Below are 1,065 nucleotides of genomic sequence, written 5' to 3' on the forward strand. Positions count from 1 at the left end.
TTACTATATATTGCTTTCTCATCTAACCGTTGTGGTTTATAATCGGCAGCATTTGAGTAGATACATACACTAAAGATTAATACAATATTATAAACTTTGATTAAACCAGTTTTCACGATATTTACCTTTGATGAAACTGAAATTAAATAAATTGGTATTCTATAAAATAGCATCATACTATTTTAAAATTCTCATTCATACTTAGCCTTAATTTTACACCACATTAATAATATTACTAACTAAATATTATTTTCTATTGATAAGTACCTTACTTATATTTCTTAAAATATTTATGATCATTTATATCAAAAACATAACATTCATTTTTAACATTTATATTATTATCTTTATATAAAAAAGTTGTTCCAGACAAACAAACCTTATTACTATTTTTATTAAATTTAATAGTAGGTGGTTCTGATACTATTTCTTCTAATCGATCATTCACAAAATACCCTATAGATTGTTCAAGTGGATATACCTTTTTGGTTTTAGGATCTATTACAATAAAGTATTTAACTTTTCTAGGTCTACCTTTCCCAGTATCTCTTTCATGATCAATGATTAAAGCGATTTTATTTCGAGAAAAATTTTCTTGTTTACTTAAAGCTTTATTGTATAACTTTAAATTTTCATTTGAACAAAAATTAAAATACCCCTGTTCAAATTCACATTGCGTAATACTTTCATGGGTAATAACTGTATATTCAATATTTTCCCCATTAGTCTTAGAAAAAGTATAACTTGATGTGAGACTAATGAAAAAAGACAAAAGCAGGGCTTTTTTAATACATTTCATCCAACATTCCTCAAAATCATTTATAATTAGTTCTTTAGTTTCTAAAAAATATTAATAAACAAAACATATATTATTGCTGCAATACCTTAATCAGATTAGTATTATCATTATATTTTATATTTTTAACAACCTTACACTTTCCTTTATTTTCTATCAGAAAATCAATAAACTCACCATGTGTGGACGTATCAAATTTAACGGTAACAATATTATCTGTAGCCTGCAATATACTAAATTTACCAAGTTCATCTTGTGCATTACTTAAT

Annotated in this window: 1 protein-coding gene and 1 pseudogene; both read right to left on the reverse strand. The window is 24.5% G+C overall.

Annotated elements, in window-relative coordinates:
- Positions 1-268 precede the first annotated feature (268 nt).
- Positions 269-799 carry a hypothetical protein gene (locus ACH8JV_RS19455; protein WP_396523284.1) on the reverse strand — a complete coding sequence of 177 codons (531 nt, stop codon included), beginning with the start codon at positions 797-799 and terminating at the stop codon, positions 269-271.
- Between the two features lie 70 nt (positions 800-869).
- Positions 870-1,065 (reverse strand): annotated as a pseudogene (locus tag ACH8JV_RS19460) (hypothetical protein); the annotation flags it as partial.

The sequence above is a fragment of the Acinetobacter sp. ABJ_C5_2 genome (assembly GCF_044538485.1).
GTDB classification, from domain to species: domain Bacteria; phylum Pseudomonadota; class Gammaproteobacteria; order Pseudomonadales; family Moraxellaceae; genus Acinetobacter; species Acinetobacter nosocomialis_A.